Genomic DNA, 14,333 nt, shown 5'->3' on the forward strand with positions numbered 1-14,333 from the left:
TGTTTTCTTGAGTGTTTTGTGGGAGTATAACACAAATCCCTATCGAATCTGTCGGGTTAAAAAACCAACTAGTTATTTATCGACTCGACAGTAACAACTCATCGCCCATCGCTTACAGAGCCACCGAATCATTTCCATGTGCGCCAAACGCCTGGTCCTTCAGGCGCGTCAACTGGTCCCTCACCCGGGCAGCCTGCTCAAACTCCAGGTTGCGGGCATGCTCCAGCATGAGCTTTTCCAGGCGCTTGATCTCGCGTGACACATCTTTTTCGGACATGTCCTCCACCTGCGCGCGCTGCATCGCTTCCTGCTCCAGCCTCGCCGCGTCCTTGCCGGCTTTTTCGCTGTAGACACCGTCAATCAGGTCTCTTACCCGCTTGACAATGCTGCGCGGAGTGATTCCGTGGGCCTCGTTGTATGCGATCTGCTTGATGCGGCGGCGTTCCGTCTCGTCCATGGCTTTTTTCATGGAGTCGGTAATGCGGTCCGCATACAGGATGGCTTTGCCATTCAGGTTGCGCGCCGCGCGGCCGATGGTCTGTATCAGACTGCGCTCTGCGCGCAAGAAACCTTCTTTGTCGGCATCCAGGATCGCGACAAGCGACACCTCAGGGATGTCCAGCCCTTCGCGCAGCAGGTTGATGCCCACCAGCACGTCAAAGGCGCCCAGACGCAGGTCGCGGATGATTTCAACCCGCTCCACGGTGTCCACGTCGCTGTGCAGGTAGCGCACCTTCACGCCGTTATCGGTGAGGTAGTCGGTCAATTGCTCGGCCATGCGCTTGGTCAGCGTGGTGATCAACACCCGGTCCTTCTTCTCGGTGCGGATGCGGATCTCTTGCAGCACGTCGTCCACCTGGTGCGTGGCGGGGCGCACTTCGACCACCGGGTCCACCAGACCCGTGGGGCGCACCACCTGGTCCACCACCTGCCCTGCGTGCGTTTTTTCGTAATCCGCCGGCGTGGCAGACACAAAAATCACCTGCCGCATGCGCTGCTCGAACTCCTCAAACTTGAGCGGCCGGTTGTCCAGCGCCGAAGGCAGCCGGAATCCATATTCCACCAGCGTCGTCTTGCGGGCCCGGTCGCCGTTGTACATGGCACTGAGCTGCCCGATCATCTGGTGGCTTTCGTCCAGGAACATCAGCGCGTCCTTGGGCATGTAGTCCGTCAGCGTGCTGGGCGGCTCCCCAGGCGCCGCGCCCGACAGGTGGCGCGTGTAGTTTTCGATGCCCTTGCAGTGCCCTACTTCGCTGAGCATCTCCAGGTCAAAGCGCGTGCGCTGTTCCAGCCGCTGCGCCTCGACCAGCTTGCCGTCGTCCAGCAACTGCTTCAGGCGCTCGGCCAGCTCGATCTTGATGGTTTCGACAGCCGTCAGCACCTTGTCGCGCGGCGTGACATAGTGGCTGCTGGGGTATACGGTAAAGCGCGGAATCTTCTGCTTGACGCGGCCCGTGAGCGGGTCGAACAGCTGCAGGCTTTCCACCTCGTCGTCGAATAGCTCGATGCGGATGGCCAACTCAGAATGCTCGGCCGGGAACACGTCGATGGTGTCGCCCCGCACGCGGAACTTGCCGCGTGAGAAGTCCTGCTCGTTGCGCTGGTACTGCATGCGGATGAGCTGAGCAATCACGTCGCGCTGGCCCAGCTTGTCCCCCACGCGCAGCGTCATCACCATGCGGTGGTAGCTCTCAGGCTCGCCAATGCCGTAGATGGCTGACACCGTGGCCACGATGACAACGTCGCGCCGCTCCATCAGGCTCTTGGTGCAAGACAGCCGCATCTGCTCGATGTGCTCGTTGATGGCACTGTCCTTCTCAATGAACAGGTCGCGCTGGGGCACGTAGGCTTCGGGCTGGTAATAGTCGTAGTAGCTGACGAAGTACTCCACGGTATTCTTGGGGAAGAACTCGCGGAACTCGCTGTACAACTGCGCTGCCAGCGTCTTGTTGGGCGCAAACACGATGGCCGGGCGGCCCATGCGGGCGATCACATTGGCCATGGTGAAGGTCTTGCCCGAGCCCGTCACGCCCAGCAGCGTCTGGAAGGCCTCGCCGTCGTTCAGGCCTTCCACCAGCTTGTTGATGGCCTCGGGCTGGTCACCTGCTGGCGGGTAGGGCTGGAACAGCTCGAAGGGAGAGTCGGGGAAACGGACGAACTCGCCGTCTTGCTTTTCGGTTATGACTTCTGTGATATCCGGCATGGGTGCAGTCAACGTGTGAAAGAGGCCGGCCGTTAAAATCGGCGGAACCCGGCACGGTACACCACACCCGGATTCCTCGCTACTGACAACCTCTTTCCAAGGATTTTCATGTCTCTGTTCACCGCCGTCGAAATGGCCCCCCGCGACCCCATCCTGGGCCTCAACGAGCAATTCAACGCCGACACCAACCCCAACAAGGTCAACCTGGGCGTCGGCGTTTATTTCGACGACAACGGCAAGCTGCCCCTGCTGCAGTGCGTGCAGGCCGCTGAAAAGACCATGATGGAAAAGCCCACGGCCCGTGGCTACCTGCCCATTGACGGCATCGTGGCCTATGACAACGCCGTCAAAAGCCTGGTGTTCGGCGCCGACAGCGAACCCGTCACCTCCGGCCGCGTGGCCACCGTGCAGGCCATCGGCGGTACCGGCGGCCTGAAGATCGGCGCCGACTTCCTCAAGAAGGTCAGCCCCAACGCCAAGGTGCTTATCTCCGACCCCAGCTGGGAAAACCACCGCGCGCTGTTCGCCAACGCGGGCTTTGAAGTGGACACCTACGCTTACTACGACGCCGAAAAGCGCGGCGTGAACTTCGAAGGCATGCTCGCCAGCCTGAACGCTGCCGCCCCCGGCACCATCGTCGTCCTGCACGCCTGCTGCCACAACCCCACCGGCTATGACATCACCCCCGAGCAGTGGGACCAGGTCATCGCTGCCGTCAAGGCCAAGGGCCTGACGCCTTTCCTCGATATGGCCTACCAAGGCTTCGGCCACGGCATCGCCGAAGACGGCGCCGTCATCCAGAAGTTCGTGGCCGCTGGCCTGAACTTCTTCGTGTCCACTTCGTTCTCCAAGAGCTTCAGCCTCTACGGCGAGCGCGTGGGTGGCCTTTCGGTGCTGTGCACGGACAAGGAAGAAGCCAGCCGCGTGCTGTCCCAGCTCAAGATCGTGATTCGCACCAACTACTCCAACCCGCCCACGCACGGCGGTGCGGTGGTGGCTGCGGTTCTGAACAACTCCGAGCTGCGCGCCATGTGGGAAAAGGAACTCGCCGAAATGCGCGTGCGCATCAAGGCGATGCGCCAGAAGCTGGTCGATGGCCTGAAGGCAGCCGGTGTGAAGCAGGACATGAGCTTCATCACCACCCAGATCGGCATGTTCAGCTACTCCGGCCTGTCCAAGGATCAGATGGTGCGCCTGCGCAATGAATTCGGCGTGTACGGTACTGACACCGGCCGGATGTGCGTCGCCGCCCTGAACAGCAAGAACATCGACTACGTCTGCCAAGCCATTGCAAAGGTCGTCTGAGCACGATGAGGAAGCGGTGCTAGCGCGCCGCTTTGTGAGCGAAACGCTCCAGAACCCGCACAACGCGGCCCTTCTGGAGCGTTTGCCGTTTCTGGGCCTTCCGGATGCCTGGCTGGTGGCGGGCTGCTTGTTCCAGACGGTGTGGAATCTGCGCTCTGGCTTGGAGCCCACCGCGCATAGCAAGGATTACGACGTTTTCTACTATGACGCCGCCGATCTGTCGGAGGCGGCCGAGCAGCAGGTGCAATCCCGCGTCACCGACCTCTTCGCCGACCTACCGATCACCGTGGAGGCCAAGAACCAGGCGCGTGTGCACCTCTGGTATGAGAAGTGGTTTGGCTACCCCTACGCACCACTGCAGTCATCGCGCCACGGCATAGAGTGGTTTTTGGTGCATTGTACCTGCGTGGGCCTGCAGCCCGCTGCTGCAGGCAAACCGCCTGCGCTGTATGCGCCGTATGGACTGGAGGAGTTGTACGCCGGCGTCTTGCGCCCCAACCCTGCATGTCCGCACCTTCCGCTGTTCGAGGCCAAAGCCCGCAGCTACCGTGAGCGCTGGGGCTGGCTCACGGTGCAATTTGAATAAAATTTGGCTCCAGCGCTTATCCAGCAAGCGCTGACAGCTATCATTACGGTAGCATCAACCCCACAGCACCGACCGCATCGAGATCGAAGCCGATTGGTAGCCGGTGTTGAAGAAGTGCGGCATCTCGCTACCCTGCACTGCGCCTGCCGCATACAGCAACGGCAGGTAGTGTTCGTGCGTGGGGTGGGCTTGCTTGGCCACGGCGCCCAGCTTCAAAAAGTCTTGTAGGGCATCCAACTGGCCCTTCTTGATCTGCTCCTGCACCACCGTGTCGAATTCCGCCGCCCAGTCGTAAGCCTCATTGGCTGCCGAGCCACGGCGGGTGAGTCGCAGGTTGTGCACGATGTTGCCGCTGCCCACGATGAGCACGCCACGCTCGCGCAAGGCCTTGAGCTGCTGGCCCAGCGCGTAGTGCTCGGCAGGGGCGCGGCTGTAGTCCATGCTCAGCTGCAGCACCGGGATGTGCGCCTGCGGGAACATGGGCTTGAGCACCGACCACGTGCCGTGGTCCAGCCCCCACTCGCTATCGTCCACCCCCAGTGCAGCGCCGGTGGCGGGCGACTTCAGCTCCTGCGCCAGGCTGCGCGCCACCGCCGGGGCACCCGGTGCCGGATACTGCTGGTCGAACAACGCCTGCGGAAATCCGCCAAAGTCGTGAATCGTCTTGGGCTGCGCCATGCCGGTCAGTTGCCAGCCGCCGCGCGTGATCCAGTGGGCCGACACGCAAAGGATGACTGCGGCTGCACGGTGCGCGCCATCAGCTCCGCGCCCACGGCCTGCCAGCTGCGGCGCCAGGCGTTGTCCTCGATGGCGTTCATGGGGCTGCCATGGCCCACAAACAGCACGGGCATGCGGGGCGAGGGCTTGAGCGCCTGCAGCGCGGAGGTTGTGGCCGCGCTGTTGAGAGACGTGGTCATGAAGGCTCCCGGAAAGGCGGCCAGGCCCGAAGGGGCGGCCAAAGAGTTTCTGCGTTGCATGGCGGTCGGGGAGCGTAACAAATTATGTATAACGCGAGGAGTGAGACCGAGGCGCGTGCTGAAGTTCCAGCTCCGCACCTTTCGCACAGAACCACAACGCCGAGACACCTTTGAACCCATGACCACTGCCCTGCTCCGGCCCTTGCGCAACACCCGCGTCCTGAGCCTCGCGCTCAACCTGCCCGGCCCCGCCGCCCTGATGCGCTGCGCGCGCATGGGAGCCGACTGCACCAAGCTTGAACCGCCGCCCGCCCCGGGCCACCCCAGCGCCGACCCCATGGGCATCTACAGCCCGGCGGCCTATGCCACGCTGCACAGCGGAGTGCGCGTGCTACATGCCCACCTCAAGACGGCAGAAGGCCAGGCCGTGCTGCACGAAGAACTGACCCGCACCGATGTGCTGATCACCTCATTCCGCCCCTCGGCCCTCAACAAGCTGGGCCTCTCCTGGGAGGTGCTGCAAGCGAAGTACCCGCGCCTGTCGCTGGTGCGCATCGTGGGCGCGGCGGGCGAGCGTGCGGAAGAACCCGGCCACGACCTCACCTACCTGGCCGATGCCGGCCTGGTGACGGGCACCGAGATGCCGCCCACGCTCTACGCCGATATGGGCGGCGCCCTGATGGCGAGCGAAGCCGTGCTGCAGGCCCTGCTGGAGCGCACCCACACCGGCAGCGGTGTGTGCATCGAAGTGGCCCTGGCAGACGCCGCCGCCTGGCTGGCCCAGCCGCGCGATTGGGGCCTGACCACGCCCGAGGGCGACGTGGGCGGCCACCACGCGGGCTACCGCATCTACCCCTGCGCCGACGGACGGGTGGCCGTGGCCGCACTGGAACCGCACTTTGCCGCCAGCCTGTGCGCTGCAGCCGGCCTCCCCGCTACAGGCAACCCAGAGGTGCTGCGCGCCCCCGCCACCCATGCTGCCGTGGCGGCCTTCCTGCGCACGCAGACCCGCGCGCAGCTGGACGCCCTGGCAGCGGCGCAGGACATCCCCCTGCACACCCTGGCCTGACGGCTTTTCGGCAGCTGCTCCATGCAGAAACAAGGCACCATCATCCGCTGGGACGCCACGCGCGCCTTTGGCTTTATCCGCAGCCCGGACACCTCCGCAGACGTGTTCTTTCATGTGCGCGACTACCAGGGCAGCGTTGCACCTCGCGAAGGCCTGGCCGTGGTGTACGAAGAAATCCACGTGGGTGGCAAAGGCCCGCGCGCCATGGCGGTGCGGCCTGCAGCAGGCGCACCCACGGGCCGAGCGCCCGCCGTGCAAAGTGCTTCCAGGTCCGCGCCTGCATCTGCCTCCGCACCGCGGCCCGCGCACCCACGCAGCGCAGCACAGGTTGCGCCCCGCCGCGGGCAAACCCAGCGCCCACGGCCTGCCGCCGCGCCCGCAGCGCCTGTCCTCTTTCTGGTGCTTGGCTGGGGCGCACTGCTTGCCTGGGGCGTATGGGCAGGGCGGCTGCCCTTGTGGGCCTTGGGTGCGGCCGTGTCGCTCAACGTGCTGACTTTTATGGTCTACGCCATCGACAAGAGTGCAGCGCAGAACGGCCAATGGCGCACCCGCGAAAGCCATCTGCACCTGCTGGCACTTGCAGGCGGCTGGCCAGGCGCTTGGTTTGCACAGCAGCAGCTGCGCCACAAGTCGCGCAAGTCTGAGTTCCGCGCCGTGTACTGGGCCACAGTGGCGCTGCACTGCGCAGTGCTCGCCGCGTGGGTGGGCGGCTGGCTGCCACGCGGCTGAGAGTCCGCCACACTGCGCGTCGCACCACCATAGATCACTCACCTATTGATAGCACTCAGCGCTTGATCCACAAGCGATAAGGGCCATTTTGCTTGCAATTCGCAATTTTTGCGTCGCGCTGACGCGCACAGTGCCCGCCGGCCTACAGCACACCGCAGCACGTGCGGGTTTCAATCCTCAAGGTCTGCAACACATACCGGGAGATGACCATGAAACCCCTCGTTCTCGATTCCACCATGACCAACATGGGCGGCGTGTTCTACCCCACCGGCCACGTGTTCGCACTGTTTCCAGACGAAGACTGCGTACGCCAAGCCGCCAATGAGCTCCAGTCGGCGGGCCACCAGGGCGATACCGCCTATGCGAGCCCCGACGTCATCATGGAAGAAATCGTGCGCACATTGGGTACTGCCGATGCCCCCATGCCATCTGTGGGCGCGGAAGGCGACATGGTGCGCCGCATCGCCGACTTGGCGGGCAAAGGGCACCATGGCCTGCTGATCTCGATGGCCGACAAGGACACGCCGGAGCGCCTGGTCGATGCCATCACACCCTCGGGCGCCGTGACTGCCTTCTACTACCGCACGTTCATCATCGAGGACCTGATCCCCCAGCCCGTGGACGGCGCCCCGCAGTCCGTGGTCGTGGGTACGCACGCGGCGGAGGGGGAGGATCACCCCACCGTGAACAGCGACCAACCGCGCTGACGCAGAGCTTCTGCCAGCAGAAGGTGGTGACGCCCTGCGCGGCCGAAAAGGCGCGGTGACGCTCCCCGCAGTTACTGCGGCTTGCGCTTGAAAGAAGGCTTGGTCGCGCCGGTGGCCCGGGGTGGCAAACCTGTGTGCTGGGTCAGCATACGCCCCGGTTTGGGTTGGCTGGTGCGGAAGCGAACGTCTTCCTTCGGTTCCTGCAACTCCTGCGTGCGCGGGCGCAGCGCCACCGCCTTGCCATCCTTGTTGATGGCATAGCCCAAACCGGTTCCGCCTTTGCCGGCGGTGCTGTTCTTCTTGCGGGCACTCTGATAGCCGCCATCCGTTAGCGGCTGGAAGGTCGGGATCAGGTGGTGCTTGCCATTGCCGATCAGATCCGCCCGGCCCATGGCCTTGAGCGCCTCGCGCAGCAGCGGCCAGTTGTTGGGGTCGTGGTAGCGCAGGAAGGCCTTGTGCAGCCGGCGGCGCTTTTCGCCGCGCACGATGTCCACCGATTCTTCGTCCGCGTCGCGCATCTGGCGGCGCACGCGGGTGAGTGGGTTGCGGCCCGAGTGGTACATGGCCGTGGCCGTGGCCATGGGGCTGGGGTAGAAGGTCTGCACCTGATCGGCGCGGAAGCCGTTCTTCTTGAGCCAGATGGCGAGGTTCATCATGTCCTCGTCGCTGGTGCCAGGGTGTGCGGCGATGAAGTACGGAATCAGGAACTGCTTCTTGCCCGCCTCTTCGCTGAACTTCTCGAACATCTGCTTGAACTTGTCATAGCTGCCGATGCCCGGCTTCATCATCTTGGTGAGCGGCCCTTGCTCGGTGTGCTCGGGTGCGATCTTGAGGTAGCCGCCCACGTGGTGCTGCACCAGCTCCTTCACGTATTCAGGGCTTTTCACAGCCAGGTCGTAGCGCAGGCCCGATCCGATCAGTATCTTCTTGATGCCCTTCAGTGCACGGCCACGGCGGTAGATCTTGATCAGCGGGCCGTGGTCGGTGGTGAGGTTCTGGCAGATGCCGGGGTACACGCAGCTGGGCTTGCGGCAGGCGGCCTCAATCTCTGGGCTGCGGCAGCCCAGGCGGTACATGTTGGCCGTGGGGCCGCCCAGGTCGCTGATGGTGCCGGTGAAGCCTTTGACCTTGTCGCGGATGTCCTCGATCTCCTGGATGATCGAATCCTCGGACCGGCTCTGGATGATGCGGCCTTCGTGCTCGGTGATGGAGCAGAAGGTGCAGCCGCCAAAGCAGCCGCGCATGATGTTGATGGAGAAGCGGATCATCTCCCACGCGGGGATCTTGGTCGCGCCATCGTGGCTGCCGTTTTCGTCGGCGTAAGCGGGGTGTGGACTGCGCGCATAAGGCAGATCGAACACATAGTCCATCTCGGCCGTGGTGAGCGGGATGGGCGGCGGGTTGATCCACACGTCGCGCGCCGTCACGCCCTCGCCGTGCGCCTGCACCAGCGCGCGAGCATTGCCGGGGTTGGTCTCCAGGTGCAGCACGCGGTTGGCGTGGGCGTACAGCACCGGGTCGCTTTTCACCTGCTCGTAGCTGGGCAGGCGAATCACGCTCTTTTCGCGCGGCGGCACCTTGAGCTTGGCCTTGAGCGCCGGGTTGGCCACGAACAGCATCGGTTGGATGGCGGGGTTGGGTTCGGCAGATTTAGGGTCATTTTGGCCGCTAGCGCTTACCCCGCCTGCGCTAGCAGCTACTGAATCAGGAGCATCTTCTTTGCTACAGGTGCTGCCTTGCGCGGCCGCCTGCTCGCTGGTGGTCATGTAGGGGTTGATGTGGGCTTCCACACGGCCGGGCTCGTCCACGGTGGTGGAGTCGATCTCAAACCAGCCCTTACCGCTTTCGTCGTCGGGGCGGCGCACGAAGGCTGTGCCGCGCACATCGGTAATCTGCTCTACCGGCTCACGCGCTGCAATTCGGTGGGCCACTTCAACGAGCGCGCGCTCCGCGTTGCCGTACAGCAGCAGGTCGCACTTGCTGTCCACCACGATGGAGCGGCGCACCTTGTCGCTCCAGTAGTCGTAATGAGCGATGCGTCGCAGGCTGCCTTCGATGCCGCCCAGGATGATGGGCACGTCCTTGTAGGCCTCGCGGCAGCGCTGGCTGTAGACGATAGCGGCACGGTCGGGGCGCTTGCCGCCCACATCACCGGGGGTGTAGGCGTCGTCGCTGCGGATCTTCCGGTCGGCGGTGTACCGGTTGATCATCGAATCCATATTGCCCGCCGTCACACCCCAGAACAGGTTGGGCTTGCCCAGCGCCTTGAAAGGCTCGGCGCTCTGCCAGTCGGGCTGGGCGATGATGCCCACGCGAAAGCCCTGGGCCTCCAGCGTGCGGCCGATCACCGCCATGCCAAAGCTCGGGTGGTCCACATACGCGTCGCCCGTCACCAGGATGATGTCGCAGCTGTCCCAGCCCAGCTTGTCCATCTCGGCGCGGCTCATCGGCAGGAACGGGGCCGTGCCGAAGCGCTTGGCCCAGTACGGACGGTAGCTGGTCAAGGGCTTTGCGGCGCGCGCAAAAAAGGAGACGTCAACGGGGGCGTTCATGCAATGGAGGGCGCGGCCGACCCCGGAGCGGCGGGGGCATTCTTGGGACGCGTCTTTGGTGGATAACCCGCGATTTTACGTGCCCAAGCCCTTTTTGTCGCCCTCGCAGCTCTTGCCCCTCTCTGTCGCAGGCTTGATAGCGGATAGGCATACACTTGCTTTTGTCAATTAATTAGATGACAAAAGCACTAATGACCAACATCACCTCCGCCCCAGTGCCTGAAAGCGCCGTGAAGGCAGTGCGCCGTTTCAACCGGTTTTTCACCCGCCGCATCGGCGTGCTGGACCCGTACCTCGGCAGTGACCTGTCACTGACCGACGTGCGCGTGCTCTACGAACTGGCGCACCGAAAAACGCCTGTGGCCAGTGAACTGGCTCGCGATTTGGGCCTGGACGGTGGGTACATAAGCCGCATCCTGCGCCGGTTTGAGCAGGCGGGGTGGATCAGCCGCAGTGCCAGCGAGCGGGATGCGCGGCAGAGCGTGCTGGCCCTGACCAGCGCGGGGCGCGATGTGTTCGAGCCCTTGCAGCAGCGCTCGCGCCAAGAGGCCGCAGCCCTGCTTGCGCCACTGCCGCCCGCACGCCAGCAAGAACTGGTGAATGCAATGGAACGCATTGAATTCCTGCTCAACCCCGCCTCTGCACCCCCTTCCGGCCCCCGCGTTGCCGTGCTGCGCGACCCAGTGCCCGGTGACATGGGCTGGGTGGTGCAACAGCACGGCGAAATCTATTGGCGCGAATACGGCTGGGACAACCGTTTCGAAGCCCTGGTGGCCGACATTGCGGCGCAGTTTGTGCGCAAATTTCAGCCTGCATGGGAGCGCTGCTGGGTGGCCGAGCTGGATGGCGAACGCGTGGGGGCCGTATTTGTGGTGCGCAAGTCGACCACCACAGCCCAGCTGCGCATGCTGATCCTCGCGCCCCAGGCACGCGGGTTGGGCCTGGGGGCGCGGCTGACGGACGAGTGCATCGCGTTTGCGCGTGCCAAAGGTTACAAAAAAATGGTGCTGTGGACGAACAGCTGCCTCACAGCGGCTCGCAGCATCTACGCCAAGCGGGGGTTTGTGTTGAAGAAGTCAGAGCCCTATGAAGGCTTTGGCCAGCAGCTGGTGGGCGAGACCTGGGAGCTGAAACTGTAGGGCGCATTCACCACGGCGCGCGTCGCCCGCAATGGAAAAGGCCCCGTGGGGCCTTTGGTGAGTTGTTGCTTGTCTGCTTGTCTGACTGCGTGCCTACCACTCGCCGACTTCACGCACCCGCTGCGCCAAGTCTGGCCAAGCCTCATCGTCAGCAGATTCGGAGGCGACCTGCGGGCCGGGATCTGCAGCGGCTGCGCTCACGACAGCCGTGTTGGGTGCCACGGATGCCAAAGGTGCCGATACCATCGTGGACTCTCCAACGCCTGTTACGGCCGGTGCCCGTGATGGCAGGAAGCGGCCGAAGACGTGGCTGACCAGGGATTGGTGCAAGGGAGCAGAGAGCGGGGAGGCAAACATGGCGGGGTCCTTTTAGCGGGCCTGAGTGCTTTCAAATCAATAGCGCAAGCGTAGGCGTGGGCAACAAGTCGCCAGTGTAGGAAAGCACGCTGAATTCAGGTGTGACAGAACGCACAAACAACACGCAACTAGCGCAATAAAGACGCGCGCAGCCAAGCCATGTGAATTTGTTCACAGCGCGGCGCCGGCGTACGGCAGAGCTCCCGCTCGCCGTACACTCTGCGCCCCATGCCCCACACCCTGGCCGCTCCGGCGCACAGCGAAGTCCTCATCAAGAAGAGCCGCTTTATCGGCTGCGTGCAGCCCATGGCCGACCGGGCCAGCGCGCAGGCGGCCGTGGACGCGCTGTGGAAGCAGCACCCGGGCGCGGCACACATTTGCTGGGCGCTGCTGGCGGGCGGCCAGTCTGCCGCCGTGGACGATGGCGAGCCTGGCGGTACGGCAGGCCGCCCCATGCTCGACGTGCTGCGGCACCAGGACCTGGAGGGCGTACTGGCCACGGTGGTGCGCTACTTTGGCGGCGTCAAGTTGGGCGCGGGCGGGCTGGTGCGCGCCTACACCGACACGGTGGCCCAGGCCCTGCTCTTCGCCCCCAAGATCACGCTGCAGCGCATGGCAACGCTGCAATGCCATGTGCCCTATGCGCTGGAAGGCCTGCTGCGCCGCGAGATCGAGGGCGCATCGGCAGAACTGCTGAGCGTGCAGCATGGCACGCTGGTCACGCTGCAGATGCGCCTGCCAGAGTCGCATGCGCCGGCGTTCGTGGAGCGGATCAACAACAGCGGCCAAGGCCGGGTCGGCTGGCTCTGATTGATCTGCTGCCGGCTTGATTGACCACTTCACAACCTGGTTGCGGTAACTCGGCGCGACATTTCGAAACCAAGGCAAAGGCCCGTAAGGGGCCCGCAAAATCGGGTCTGCGCCTACAAGGCCACGGCCGGTGTGCCGCCACACTGTCGGCTCATCAAGCGGTGAGACCACCGAGGAGACGCACCATGGGCCACGCGCTCGACACCATCATCATTGGCGCGGGCACCGCAGGGCTGGCGGCATTGCGCGAAGTGCGCAAGCGCACCAGCCGTTATCTCATCGTGAACGAAGGCCCATGGGGCACCACCTGCGCGCGTGTGGGCTGCATGCCGTCCAAATCCCTCATCGAGGCGGCCAACGCCTTCCACCGTCGCCACGCATTCGCAGAGTTCGGCCTGCGCGGCGCAGAGGCCCTGTCGGCCGATATTCCGGCCGTGCTGGAGCGGGTGCGCAAGCTGCGAGACGACTTTGTGGCCGGCGCCCTCAAGGCCACCGACAACCTGGGCACTGCGCGCCGCAAAGGCCGCGCCACCCTGCTGGGCCCGAACCGCGTGGACATCGACGGCACCGCGTACGACACCCGCAGCATCATCCTGGCCCCGGGCTCCCGGCCCACACTGCCGGAGGAATGGCTGGCGTTTGGCGACCGCATGTTGACCACCGACACCCTGTTCGAGCAGTCCACCCTGGGCCCCCGCATCGCGGTGATCGGCATGGGACCGATTGGTGTGGAGCTTTCGCAGGCCCTGGCCCGCTTGGGCCTGCAAGTGGCCGCGTTCACCACCGGCGACACGCTAGGCGGGCTGAGCGACCCCGTGCTGAATGCCGAGCTGACGGCATTGCTCAAAAAAGAATTGGTGCTTCACACCCAAGCCAAAGCCGAGCTGCGCGAGGTGACCGGAGGCATTGAGGTAAGCAGCGGGCCGCACCGCATGGTGGTAGACCAGGTGGTGGCCGCAATGGGCCGCGTGCCCAACATCCAGTACCTGGGCCTGGAGACACTGGGCGTGCCGCTGGACGAACGCGGCATGCCGGAGGTGGACCCGGGCACCCTGCAGATCGGCGATTTACCCGTGTTTTTGGCTGGCGATGCCAACGGCCAGACCCCGTTGCTGCACGAGGCCGCTGACGAGGGCCACATTGCCGGGATGAACGCACTGGCCGAGAGTCCCACGCGGTTTCAACGGCGCACGCCAATGTCCATCGTGTTTTCAGACCCTCAGATCGCCGTCGTGGGCCAGCGCCGGGCCGACCTGGACACCGAACACACCGTGGTCACAGGCATGGTGGACTATGCGCAGCAGGGCCGTGCGCGCACCGCCCTGCGCAACCAAGGCCGGTTGTGTGTATATGCGGACCGCAGCACAGGCCGCCTGCTGGGGGCCGAACTGTGCGCCCCAGAAGCTGAACACATGGCCCACCTGCTGGCGCTGGCCGTTCAGCAAAAGCTCAGCGTGCATGACCTGCTGGGCATGCCCTTCTACCACCCCACACTCGAAGAAGGACTGCGCACCGCATTGCGCGATGCGGCTAGGCAACTGCCATCGGCGCGGGAATCCGACCTGTCGAGCTGCCCGGCCATGGGGGTGGCGGCGCTGGAGTAAAACATCAGGGCTGGTGGACGGGTCAAAACGCCGTTAAAACCCCGCTCAAGAAATCGGTCGCCGTGCCGATAAAGACCCATTGCCCCTCAGAAAGCCTTGCCATGGACGTCGCACTGACCAACAGCATCATCAACACGGCTACCGCTTTGGCCAGCGCCAAAACCTCCGACGCCGTGAACGTGGCCGTGCTCAAGCAGGCGATGAACATGCAGGAAGTGGCAGCCGCCACCCTGCTGGAAGCCCTGCCCCAACCCGCGCTGGCCACCAGCGGCACGCTGGGCACACAGGTCAATACGTACGCTTAAATCCACTCATTGCGAATAAGGGGGCTGCGCCAGCCCCGCGCGCGCAGCCG

The 14,333-nt window shown here is 64.3% G+C and carries 11 protein-coding genes and 1 pseudogene; 9 read left to right on the forward strand and 3 right to left on the reverse strand.

The window, feature by feature from the left end; translation table 11 throughout:
- Positions 1 to 112: 112 nt before the first annotated feature.
- Positions 113 to 2,203 carry an excinuclease ABC subunit UvrB gene (gene uvrB / locus ACK4HJ_RS05820; RefSeq protein ID WP_409828599.1) on the reverse strand — a complete coding sequence of 697 codons (2,091 nt, stop codon included), beginning with the start codon at positions 2,201 to 2,203 and terminating at the stop codon, positions 113 to 115.
- 108 nt (positions 2,204 to 2,311) lie between these two features.
- Here uvrB and ACK4HJ_RS05825 point away from each other — a divergent pair, with 108 nt between their 5' ends.
- Both ACK4HJ_RS05825 and ACK4HJ_RS05830 read left to right on the forward strand, forming a co-directional pair.
- Positions 2,312 to 3,508: an amino acid aminotransferase gene (locus ACK4HJ_RS05825; RefSeq protein ID WP_409828602.1), complete on the forward strand. Its 1,197-nt coding sequence runs from the start codon at positions 2,312 to 2,314 to the stop codon at positions 3,506 to 3,508.
- Between the two features lie 34 nt (positions 3,509 to 3,542).
- A complete protein-coding gene (locus tag ACK4HJ_RS05830) occupies positions 3,543 to 4,094 on the forward strand; it encodes a nucleotidyltransferase family protein (RefSeq protein WP_409828605.1) in 552 nt (183 codons plus the stop codon).
- 54 nt (positions 4,095 to 4,148) lie between these two features.
- Here ACK4HJ_RS05830 and ygiD read toward each other — a convergent pair.
- Positions 4,149 to 5,053, reverse strand: a pseudogene (gene ygiD, locus ACK4HJ_RS05835) (4,5-DOPA dioxygenase extradiol).
- A 136-nt stretch (positions 5,054 to 5,189) separates the two neighbouring features.
- Here ygiD and ACK4HJ_RS05840 point away from each other — a divergent pair.
- The 3 genes from ACK4HJ_RS05840 to ACK4HJ_RS05850 all read left to right on the forward strand — a co-directional run bounded on the left by ACK4HJ_RS05840 (position 5,190) and on the right by ACK4HJ_RS05850 (position 7,516).
- Positions 5,190 to 6,080, forward strand: a complete 891-nt coding sequence (locus tag ACK4HJ_RS05840) for a CoA transferase (protein ID WP_409828608.1) — start codon at positions 5,190 to 5,192, stop codon at positions 6,078 to 6,080.
- A 21-nt stretch (positions 6,081 to 6,101) separates the two neighbouring features.
- A complete protein-coding gene (locus tag ACK4HJ_RS05845) occupies positions 6,102 to 6,809 on the forward strand; it encodes a DUF1294 domain-containing protein (RefSeq protein ID WP_409828611.1) in 708 nt (235 codons plus the stop codon).
- Positions 6,810 to 7,018: 209 nt separating this feature from the next.
- Complete coding sequence (locus ACK4HJ_RS05850) at positions 7,019 to 7,516, forward strand: hypothetical protein (protein ID WP_409828613.1); 498 nt, start codon at positions 7,019 to 7,021, stop codon at positions 7,514 to 7,516.
- A gap of 71 nt (positions 7,517 to 7,587) precedes the next feature.
- On the opposite strand, the gene ACK4HJ_RS05855 is transcribed toward ACK4HJ_RS05850, so the two are convergent.
- Positions 7,588 to 10,068 carry a YgiQ family radical SAM protein gene (locus ACK4HJ_RS05855; protein WP_409828616.1) on the reverse strand — a complete coding sequence of 827 codons (2,481 nt, stop codon included), beginning with the start codon at positions 10,066 to 10,068 and terminating at the stop codon, positions 7,588 to 7,590.
- A gap of 191 nt (positions 10,069 to 10,259) precedes the next feature.
- On the opposite strand from ACK4HJ_RS05855, the gene ACK4HJ_RS05860 reads away from it, so the two are divergent.
- The 4 genes from ACK4HJ_RS05860 to ACK4HJ_RS05875 all read left to right on the forward strand — a co-directional run bounded on the left by ACK4HJ_RS05860 (position 10,260) and on the right by ACK4HJ_RS05875 (position 14,283).
- Positions 10,260 to 11,207 carry a GNAT family N-acetyltransferase gene (locus ACK4HJ_RS05860; RefSeq protein WP_409828618.1) on the forward strand — a complete coding sequence of 316 codons (948 nt, stop codon included), beginning with the start codon at positions 10,260 to 10,262 and terminating at the stop codon, positions 11,205 to 11,207.
- Positions 11,208 to 11,792: 585 nt separating this feature from the next.
- On the forward strand, positions 11,793 to 12,374 hold the full coding sequence (locus ACK4HJ_RS05865; RefSeq protein WP_409828620.1) for an IMPACT family protein: 582 nt from the start codon (positions 11,793 to 11,795) through the stop codon (positions 12,372 to 12,374).
- Positions 12,375 to 12,559: 185 nt separating this feature from the next.
- The gene (locus tag ACK4HJ_RS05870; protein WP_409828623.1) at positions 12,560 to 13,978 is read left to right on the forward strand and encodes a dihydrolipoyl dehydrogenase; all 1,419 of its coding nucleotides are present in this window, start codon (positions 12,560 to 12,562) and stop codon (positions 13,976 to 13,978) included.
- 101 nt (positions 13,979 to 14,079) lie between these two features.
- A complete protein-coding gene (locus ACK4HJ_RS05875; protein ID WP_409828626.1) occupies positions 14,080 to 14,283 on the forward strand; it encodes a YjfB family protein in 204 nt (67 codons plus the stop codon).
- Positions 14,284 to 14,333: the final 50 nt, after the last annotated feature.

Source organism: Acidovorax sp., from assembly GCF_046294525.1.
Classification (GTDB): domain Bacteria; phylum Pseudomonadota; class Gammaproteobacteria; order Burkholderiales; family Burkholderiaceae_C; genus Acidovorax.

Excerpts from the sequence above, each read along its gene's own strand:
- uvrB (WP_409828599.1), bottom strand. The coding sequence starts at position 2,203 with ATGCCGGATATCACAGAAGTCATAACCGAAAAGCAAGACGGCGAGTTC.
- ACK4HJ_RS05825 (WP_409828602.1), top strand. The coding sequence starts at position 2,312 with ATGTCTCTGTTCACCGCCGTCGAAATGGCCCCCCGCGACCCCATCCTG.
- ACK4HJ_RS05840 (WP_409828608.1), top strand. The coding sequence starts at position 5,190 with ATGACCACTGCCCTGCTCCGGCCCTTGCGCAACACCCGCGTCCTGAGC.
- ACK4HJ_RS05845 (WP_409828611.1), top strand. The coding sequence starts at position 6,102 with ATGCAGAAACAAGGCACCATCATCCGCTGGGACGCCACGCGCGCCTTT.
- ACK4HJ_RS05850 (WP_409828613.1), top strand. The coding sequence starts at position 7,019 with ATGAAACCCCTCGTTCTCGATTCCACCATGACCAACATGGGCGGCGTG.
- ACK4HJ_RS05855 (WP_409828616.1), bottom strand. The coding sequence starts at position 10,068 with ATGAACGCCCCCGTTGACGTCTCCTTTTTTGCGCGCGCCGCAAAGCCC.
- ACK4HJ_RS05860 (WP_409828618.1), top strand. The coding sequence starts at position 10,260 with ATGACCAACATCACCTCCGCCCCAGTGCCTGAAAGCGCCGTGAAGGCA.
- ACK4HJ_RS05865 (WP_409828620.1), top strand. The coding sequence starts at position 11,793 with ATGCCCCACACCCTGGCCGCTCCGGCGCACAGCGAAGTCCTCATCAAG.
- ACK4HJ_RS05870 (WP_409828623.1), top strand. The coding sequence starts at position 12,560 with ATGGGCCACGCGCTCGACACCATCATCATTGGCGCGGGCACCGCAGGG.
- ACK4HJ_RS05875 (WP_409828626.1), top strand. The coding sequence starts at position 14,080 with ATGGACGTCGCACTGACCAACAGCATCATCAACACGGCTACCGCTTTG.